Genomic DNA, 8124 nt, shown 5'->3' with positions numbered 1-8124 from the left:
CTCTCCCCCACCCCTTCCGGAGCTGATCAAGAGGTTTGCGTCGCCGACAACGGGCCCGGCTGACGCAAACCTCTTGATCACCGGAAACGGGGTCAGGCCGGGGTCAGCCAGCGGTGCAGGGTCGCGGCGCCGTCGCGGATCTTGGTGATCTCGACGTGCTCGTCCTTGTGGTGGGCCAGGTTCGGGTCCCCCGGGCCGAAGTTCAGCGCCGGGATGCCCATGGCCGCGAACCGGGCCACGTCCGTCCAGCCCAGCTTGCCGATCGGCGCCGCGCCGACCGCCGCCAGGAACTCCTTCGCCGGGGCCGCCTCCAGCCCCGGGGCCGCGCCGGCCGCCGCGTCGGTCACGGTCAGCTCGAAGCCCGCGAAGACCTCCCGCAGGTGCGCCTCCGCCGCCGCCGGGTCGCGATCCGGGGCGTACCGGTAGTTGACCTCGATCTCGCAGTGGTCCGGGATCACGTTCCCCGCGACGCCACCGGTGATCCGGGTCGCGTTCAGACCCTCGCGGTAGTCGCATCCCTCGATCGTGATCCGGCGCCCCTCGTACTCCTGGAGCCGCCGCAGCACCTCACCGGCGGCGTGGATGGCGTTCACCCCGTGCCAGGAGCGCGCCGCGTGAGCCCGCTCACCCGTGGTCGTGACGAGGGCCCGCATGGTGCCCTGGCAGCCCGCCTCGACGACGCCGTACGTCGGCTCCAGCAGGACGGCGAAGTCCGCCTCCAGCCACTCCGGGTACGCCTGCGCGACCAGGTGCAGACCGTTGTACCGGGACTCGATCTCCTCGGCCTCGTAGAAGAAGTACGTCACGTCGTAGCGCGGCTCGGGCAGGGTCACGGCGAGGTGCAGCGCGTACGCGGTGCCGGACTTCATGTCCGAGGTGCCGCAGCCGTACATCAGGTCGCCACGCATGGTGGACGGGAAGTTGTTGTTCAGCGGCACCGTGTCCAGGTGCCCGGCCAGCACGACGCGCTGCGCGCGACCCAGGTCGGTGCGCGCCATCACCGTGTTGCCGTGCCGGTGGGTGGTCAGGTGCGGTACGCCCCGCAGCACCTCTTCAACGCAGTCGGCGATCGCCTTCTCGTTGAGGGACACGGACTCGATGTCGACCAGGGCGCGGGTCAGCGCCACCGGATCGGCGAGGACCTCGGGGGTCAGCGGGTTCTCCATGGTTCGCACGGTACCTTCAGGTCTGTCAGCGCGAGGAGTGAGCTTGCGGCCGCCTGCGGCCAGCGCGAGGAGCGAGCTTGCGAGCCCCGCCGTCGTGAGCAGAGGCCGGTCCGGCCGCGACCGAGAGGTGCAACAGTGACGTCCGCAGATTCCGCCTGGGGCATCGGCCTGGCCACTGTCACGGCCGACGAGCAGGTGCTCGACACCTGGTACCCGACCGGCAAGCTGGGCCTGGGTGAACTGCCGCTGGTCGCCGGTGAGGACGAGACGGACGTGCTCGACCTGCCGCCGGCCGCGCTCGGCGACCGGTCGCTGCCTGGTCTGCGTACCGTCCAGGTGGTCACCGTGATCGGCTCGCTGGACGACCCGATCAAGGACGCCCCGGACGCGTACCTCCGGCTGCACCTGCTGTCGCACCGCCTGGTCCGGCCCAACCAGCTCAACCTGGACGGCATCTTCGGCAAGCTGGCCAACGTGGCGTGGACCTCCGCCGGGCCGTGCCCGCCGGAGCGGGTGGACGAGCTGCGGGTGATCGAGCGGGCCGCCGGGCGCCACCTGGCGGTGTACGGGCTGGACAAGTTCCCCCGGATGACCGACTACGTGGTGCCCGCCGGTGTACGGATCGCCGACGCCGACCGGGTCCGGCTCGGCGCACACCTGGCCGCCGGCACCACCGTGATGCACGAGGGCTTCGTCAACTTCAACGCCGGCACGCTCGGCACCTCGATGGTCGAGGGGCGGATCGTGCAGGGCGTCGTGGTCGGCGACGGCTCCGACATCGGCGGCGGCGCCTCGATCATGGGCACCCTCTCCGGCGGCGGCACGGACAAGGTTCGCATCGGCGAGCGGAGCCTGGTCGGCGCGAACGCCGGCGTCGGCATCTCGCTCGGCGACGACTGCGTGGTGGAGGCGGGCTGCTACATCACCGCGGCCTCGAAGATCGCCCTGCCGGACGGCCGGGTGGTCAAGGCCCGGGACCTCTCCGGCGTCGACGGCCTGCTGTTCTGGCGCAACTCGGTGACCGGTGCGCTGGAGGCCCGGCCGCGCACCGGCCGCGGCATCGAGCTGAACGCCGCCCTGCACGCCAACGACTGACGGTCCCGCCGGGTCCGCGGCACTGGGCCGCGGACCCGACGGGGTACGCCTCAGCGCAGCCGGTACGCCTGGATGATCCGTTCGGTCACCGTGTTGCCGGCGGCGTCCCGGGCGGTGGCCCGCAGGGACGCGTATCCGGCCCCGGCGGGGTGCCGGACGGTGGCCGTCCAGCCGTGTCCACCGTGCCGGACGTGGGCGGGTCGCCAGCTTTGGCCGCCGTCGTACGAGACGTCCACGGTCAACCCGGTCACCCGTGACCCGGCGGCGCCGGGCTGCCGCTGCACCTGCACCGGGATGACCAGGGTCCGGCCGGCCCGGGCGGTGTTGGTGTCGTCGAGCGGTGGCGTGAACCGGATGGCGGACACCGGCAGGGCCCGGTGGTCCTCGCCCGGCACGTGCCGGGACCGGAACGTCCACGCCGTACTGACCTCGGTGCTGAGATCCGTGAAGCTCCGCTTCGACGAGACCTCCAGCCGGTAGTCAGCGGCACCGGGTGGCACCGTGAACTGCCCGAAACCGGGCTCCGGCCACTCGCCGACCAGCACACCCTCGCGGTACAGGGCGGTCCGATTGGTGTCGCCGTACGAGATGCCGGCGTGCCCCTCGGCGTCGCTGTGCAGCGGCACGTCCACCTGGATCTCGTCACCGAGCCGGGTGACGCCCTGCCCCGGCCAGCGCGGCGCCGGGAAGGACGGCCCGTACGGCGCGCTGTTCCAGCTCTCCCGGGTGTGCCTCCCGGGCCGGTACGCCCGCGGTTCGGCGCTCAGCGACACCTTCCGCTCCGGCCACCCCTCGTCGGTGGGTACCGAGAACATCAGCTCGGAGGACCAGCGCAGCCCGCGGGTGTTGTGGTGCTCGACCCGCTGCCCCGGCACCGCGGTGGGCAGGCCGACGGCCCAGGCGCCCAGATCCGGGTCGAGGTGCGGGAAGACCAGCCGCTCGGCGACCAGGCCCGGATAGCCGCCCCGGAACTGGTGCGTGACGCTGGCCAACTCGCGACTGCGGTAGGTCTTGTCGAAGCCGGTCGGCATCCGTCCGGGGAACTTCTCGGCGAGCGCGTACAGGTAGGGGCTGATGGCGACCTCCGGCTGCGACCACTGGCTGCTCACCGTGGCGAAGAACCGGTCACCCGAGACCGCACGACCGAGGTGCCCGGTGGACAGCCCGGTGAAATCGAGCGAGATCACGCCGAACCCGTAGGCGCCGTCGTCGGCGACCCAGTTCGCTGCGATGTCCACGAGCGCCGGCGCGGCCGTACGCTCCGGAACGGCGGTACGCACCGGCCGGGCCTTCCGGGCGTCGACGGCCACGGTGGTGTCGCGGTCGATGATCAGCTCCGGCTGGGCCAGTTGGGCGAGCCCGTCCTCGGCGAAGAGGAGGCTGACGAGTCCGTAGCGGCCCTTGGGCAACCGGGTGTCGACGGTGCCGTCCGGGTCGTACAGGTCGTAGGTGGTGAGGGTGGCCAGGTCGACGAGGACGGTGATGTGGTCGGTGGCGGCCGCACCGGTGGCGTCCAGGTGCCGCACGGTGAGCTGGTAGCTCTCCACCTCGCGGTTCACTCCGACCGGGGTGACCGCCACGGTCGTTCCGGAGCGGGCCACGATCCGCCCGGTCCAGTAGCCGTCCGTGCCGAGCCGGGTGTCCGCGGTGACGGTGGTGCCCGCGGTGCCGCCGGCGGGCACGGTCACCTGGCTCGCGCCGAGGGCGAACATGCCGGCGGGCGCCGGCTGACCGTCCGGGCCGGTGACCTCGAGCGTCAGGTCCAGGGTGAGCGGGGCCGGGCCGTCGTTGCGCCAGTCGACCTCGCGCGTGATCGGGGTGTCGTCGCCGTGCGGCCAGGCCGGCTGGCCGAAGGCGACGCTGACCGGGTCGCTGACCACCTGCTGGGTGATCGCCCGGGCCACGTCGACGCGGCCGGCACCCTGCTGGAAGGCGGTCTGCGCCGGGTGCGGCTTCGCCGAGGCCATCAGCGTGGCCTTGAGCTGGCCCGCCGCCCAGCCGCTGTGCTGTTGGGCGAGCAGCGCCACCGCGCCGGTGACGTGCGGCGCGGCCATCGAGGTGCCCGAGATCGAGACGTACGCCTCCCCCACCGCGTCGCCCAGCAGCGTGCCTTCTCCGCGGGCGGCGACGATCTCCACCCCCGGGGCGGTGATGTCCGGCTTCAGCCCGCCGTCGCCCACCCGGGGACCCCGGCTGGAGAAGTCGGCCAGCGCGTCGTCACGGTCCACCGCGCCCACCGAGAGGGCGGCGTCCGCGGTGCTCGGCGAGCCGACCGAGCCATCCGTGCCGTCGTTGCCGGCGGAGATCACGAAGAGCGCGCCGGTCTGCGCGGTGAGCGACTCGACCGCCGCCTCCAGCGGGTCGACGTCGGGCGTGTCCCGACCGCCGAGGCTCATGTTGATGACGTCGGCGTGCTGGTCGACGGCGGCCCACTGCATGCCGGCCAGGATCGCCGACTCCGGGCAGCCGCCCTCCTCGCAGACCTTGCCGGCGAGCAGCGTGGCGTCCGGGGCGACCCCCCGGTACTTCCCTCCGGACGCGGCACCGCTGCCGGCGATGATCGAGGCGACGTGGGTGCCGTGACCGACGGTGTCCCGGGTGTCGGTGTCTTCGGTGAAGTTGCGGGCCTCGGCGACCCGGCCGGCCAGGTCGGGGTGGCCGGCGTCGACACCGGTGTCCAGCACCGCGACGCGGACCCCCTGGCCGGTGAAGCCGGCCTGGTGCGCGGCTGGCGCGCCGATCTGCGGCACGCTGTGGTCGAGGGTGACCTGTCGGCGACCGTCGAGCCAGATCCGGTCGGCACCCCCCGCCGTGCCGACCCGGGCGCCGGCGCCGGTGAGCGCCGTCCAGACCGCCGCGACCCGCTGCTTGTCCGCCCTCGCGGCGACACCGCCGATGGCCGGCAGTTGTGTGGTGACGGTCAACCCGGCGGGAGCGGCGGCGCTCCGGCGGGCGCCCGCGTCGCCGGTCACCAGCACCGGCAGATGGTCACTACGGGCGTCGTCGTACCCGGCGGCGATCAGCCCGGTCACGTCGAACAGCCGCCGGTCGACCCGGCCGTCGCGGATCAGTGGCAGGGCGTCCTGCGGCAGCACCGTGAGGTGGCCGTCGTCGCGGGTGGTGAGGAAGCGGATGTCGGTACGCCCGGGGCCGGGACGCACGGCGGCGGACCCGGACCCGGTGACGGTGACCCGGTCCCCGGTGAGCAGGGTGACGGTGGTGGTCGGAGACGCGGCGTCGGTCGAGGTGCGCCCGACGGCGTCCGGGCTGGTGGCGGTGGTCGGCGGGGCTGCCACGGCGACTGCCGGACTGCCCAGCATGAGGGCGACCACGGCGGCGGCGGTCATTCTGCTGCTTCGATGCAACGGATCCTCCTCGATGGAGCGTCGTTACGGATAGAGACGCATTGACCACCGTCAGAGTTGCATACCGCGTATGCATAAGGAAGTCCAAAAAATGACGGACCAGCCAACCCCTACCCGGTCGGAACGGCATCATCGAGCGGGTGACTTCCATGAAGGACCGAATGCTCGCCGGCGAGGCGTACCTGGCCGACGATCCCGAGATCGTCGCTGACCTGGACCAGGCCGCCCGGCGGATGGAACGCTTCAACACCAGCTCGGCCACCGACGAGGAGGCTCGCCTCGCAGCGCTGCGCGAGCTGCTCGGCGAACTGGGCGACGGCACCTGGATCCGCCCACCGTTCTACTGCGACTACGGCTGGCAGATCCGGATCGGGCCACGCAGCTTCGTCAACTACAACGCGGTGTTCCTCGACGTCGCCGCGATCACCCTCGGCGCGGACGTCCAGGTCGGACCGAACGTGCAGTTGCTCACCCCGACGCACCCGGTGGAAGCCGGGCCGCGCCGCGACAAGTGGGAAGCGGCGAAGCCGATCACCATCGGCGACAACGTCTGGCTCGGCGGTGGCGCGATCGTACTGGCCGGGGTGACGATCGGCGCGAACACCGTCGTCGGCGCCGGCGCGGTGGTGACCCGGGACCTGCCCGCCAACGTGCTCGCGGTCGGCAACCCGGCCCGGCCGGTCCGTCAGCTGGACTGATCAGCACAGCCCCGAGGCGACGCGAGCGGCCCGTTCTGGCGGGTCGCCGGGGCCCGCGCGGGTCAGGGCGAAGGCGGCTCAGGCAGGCGGACCACCAGGTCGGCGCGGCCGGCGGTGCCCGTGACCAGAGAGGCGTTGGCCTCGTCGGTGCCCAGCGCCCAGGCCCGCGCCTGCTCCGGCGACCGCCCGAACGCCTCGTGCCGCGCGGTCAGCCGGCGCTGCCGCAGCTCGGCGTCCAGATCGAGGAACCAGGCCTCGTGCAACAGCGACCGGATCTCCTGCCAAGGGAAGTCCGGCAGCAGCAGATAGTTGCCCTCGGTCACCACGAGCCGGACCGACGGCGGCACCTCGATCGCCCCGGCCACCGGCTCCTCCAGGTCCCGGCGGAACTCCGGCGCGTAGACCGAGGTCGGCTCCAGCCGGTGCAGCCGGCGCAGCAGCGAGACGTACCCGTTGGCGTCGAAGGTGTCCACCGCGCCCTTGCGATCGGCGCGCCCCAGCCGGACCAGCTGCGACTGCGCCAGGTGGAAGCCGTCCATCGGCACCAGCCGGGCGGTCTGACCGACCCCGGCAACGATCTGCTCGGCCAGCGTGGACTTCCCGGCGCCCGGCGCACCGGCGATGCCCAGCAGCTGCCGCGGACCGGCCTCAGCCAGCGTCCGCGCCCGCGCGACCAGCTCGTCGACCGAGAGCACCCGGGCCGGCGGCATCAGCCGAGAACCGGGTCGCTGATGGTGAACCGCGCCTGCACGGCCGCCTGCACGGTCTGTGGCTGGGGGTCCAGCTCCAGCTCCGGCCCGCCGCCGCCACCGTCGTACGCCGCGCGGGCGAACATCGGCCGGTCGCCCGGGCCGGCGTCGGCCAGCTCGATCAGCGCGGTGACCCGCGCGCCCAGCGCCTCGGCGTACTCCCGGGCGCGCAGCAGCGCGTCGGTGATCGCGGCGTGCCGCGCCTCGCGGTGCGCGGGGCTGTCCGGGCGCAGCTCCCACCAGGGACCGGCCACCTCGACCTGGTCCTGGTCGGCCAGCCGGAGCATCAGCTCACCGAGGGCGGTGAAGTCGGTGACGGTGACCGTGGTGGTGACGCTGCCGTGCCAGGCCACCACCCGCTCGCCCGAACGCCGGGTCTCCGGTCGGACCCGCAGGTCGCCGGTCTCCCGCCGGGCCACGACCGGCTCGGAGCTGTCGAGCAGCACCCGGACGGCGGCGGCGCGCTCGGCCAGCCGGGTCAGCGTGGCCTCGCGATCGCGGTCCCGGGCCGTCGCGGTGACCGCGAACCGGGCCAGCTCGGGCGGCACCTCCCGGTACGCCTCGCCGCGCACCTGCACCACCGGGCCGTCTGCCGCCATGCCCCTGAGCCTAGTCAGTCACCGGAAGCCGTGCCGTGTAGGCGACGGTGCCGGCGTCGACCCGGCACCCGGTCAGGTGGCCACCGGCGTCGCCCAACTCCCGCAGCCAGGTCACCTCGGCGGCATGATCACCGTCGGCCGGGAACGTCCGGTCCCGCGTGGCGTACCGCCGGTCGAGCAGCGCCGACCGGGCGGCGGCGGCCTCCGCGTACCGGGCGGTGAGCGCCGCCGCGTCGCCGGCCCGCAGCGCGGCGGCCAGCCCGTCCAGGAACGCGCTCACGTCGGCCAACTCGTGCAGCACCCGGGCGCGGTTGCCGAGCAGCATGTTGGCGGTCCGCTCCGCCGGGGTGCCGGCGACGCGGGTGCCGTCCCGGAAACTGCCCGCGGCGAGCGCCAGCACCGCGTCGCGCAGCGCCGCCCGCTGCGCCGCCCCGGCCAGCGCGCCGGCGAGC

7 protein-coding genes are annotated in these 8124 nt (G+C 73.6%); 2 read left to right on the top strand and 5 right to left on the bottom strand.

What is annotated here, in order from left to right; translation table 11 throughout:
* Positions 1–92: 92 nt before the first annotated feature.
* Positions 93–1166, bottom strand: a complete 1074-nt coding sequence (gene dapE, locus EAD98_RS03905) for a succinyl-diaminopimelate desuccinylase (protein WP_121652703.1) — start codon at positions 1164–1166, stop codon at positions 93–95.
* A gap of 135 nt (positions 1167–1301) precedes the next feature.
* Between dapE and dapD the strand changes: the two genes are divergently transcribed.
* Positions 1302–2261 carry a 2,3,4,5-tetrahydropyridine-2,6-dicarboxylate N-succinyltransferase gene (dapD, locus tag EAD98_RS03900; protein ID WP_121652702.1) on the top strand — a complete coding sequence of 320 codons (960 nt, stop codon included), beginning with the start codon at positions 1302–1304 and terminating at the stop codon, positions 2259–2261.
* 50 nt (positions 2262–2311) lie between these two features.
* On the opposite strand, the gene EAD98_RS03895 is transcribed toward dapD, so the two are convergent.
* Positions 2312–5608: a S8 family serine peptidase gene (locus EAD98_RS03895; protein ID WP_121652701.1), complete on the bottom strand. Its 3297-nt coding sequence runs from the start codon at positions 5606–5608 to the stop codon at positions 2312–2314.
* Between the two features lie 158 nt (positions 5609–5766).
* Between EAD98_RS03895 and EAD98_RS03890 the strand changes: the two genes are divergently transcribed.
* Positions 5767–6324 (top strand): sugar O-acetyltransferase, encoded by a 558-nt coding sequence (locus EAD98_RS03890; protein WP_121652700.1) that lies wholly within the window; start codon positions 5767–5769, stop codon positions 6322–6324.
* 62 nt (positions 6325–6386) lie between these two features.
* Here EAD98_RS03890 and EAD98_RS03885 read toward each other — a convergent pair whose 3' ends face one another.
* The 3 genes from EAD98_RS03885 to EAD98_RS03875 form a co-directional block, all read right to left on the bottom strand.
* Positions 6387–7034, bottom strand: coding sequence for a nucleoside/nucleotide kinase family protein (locus EAD98_RS03885; protein WP_121652699.1), 648 nt, complete (start codon positions 7032–7034; stop codon positions 6387–6389).
* Positions 7034–7672, bottom strand: a complete 639-nt coding sequence (locus tag EAD98_RS03880; RefSeq protein ID WP_121652698.1) for an SIMPL domain-containing protein — start codon at positions 7670–7672, stop codon at positions 7034–7036. The genes EAD98_RS03885 and EAD98_RS03880 overlap by 1 nt, the downstream gene beginning before the upstream one ends.
* 10 nt (positions 7673–7682) lie before the next feature.
* Positions 7683–8124, bottom strand: a 442-nt coding sequence (locus tag EAD98_RS03875) for a prephenate dehydrogenase dimerization domain-containing protein (RefSeq protein WP_121652697.1), incomplete at its 5' end; no start/stop codon positions are given.

The organism is Micromonospora sp. CV4, from assembly GCF_003667455.1.
Classification (GTDB): Bacteria; Actinomycetota; Actinomycetes; order Mycobacteriales; family Micromonosporaceae; genus Micromonospora.
The sequence above is the reverse complement of the archived record's forward strand: the minus strand, read 5'-3'. Positions and strand labels throughout refer to the sequence as shown.

Coding starts and splice junctions, on each gene's coding strand:
- dapE (WP_121652703.1), bottom strand. CDS start 1,166: ATGGAGAACCCGCTGACCCCCGAGGTCCTCGCCGATCCGGTGGCGCTG.
- EAD98_RS03895 (WP_121652701.1), bottom strand. CDS start 5,608: ATGACCGCCGCCGCCGTGGTCGCCCTCATGCTGGGCAGTCCGGCAGTC.
- EAD98_RS03885 (WP_121652699.1), bottom strand. CDS start 7,034: ATGCCGCCGGCCCGGGTGCTCTCGGTCGACGAGCTGGTCGCGCGGGCG.
- EAD98_RS03880 (WP_121652698.1), bottom strand. CDS start 7,672: ATGGCGGCAGACGGCCCGGTGGTGCAGGTGCGCGGCGAGGCGTACCGG.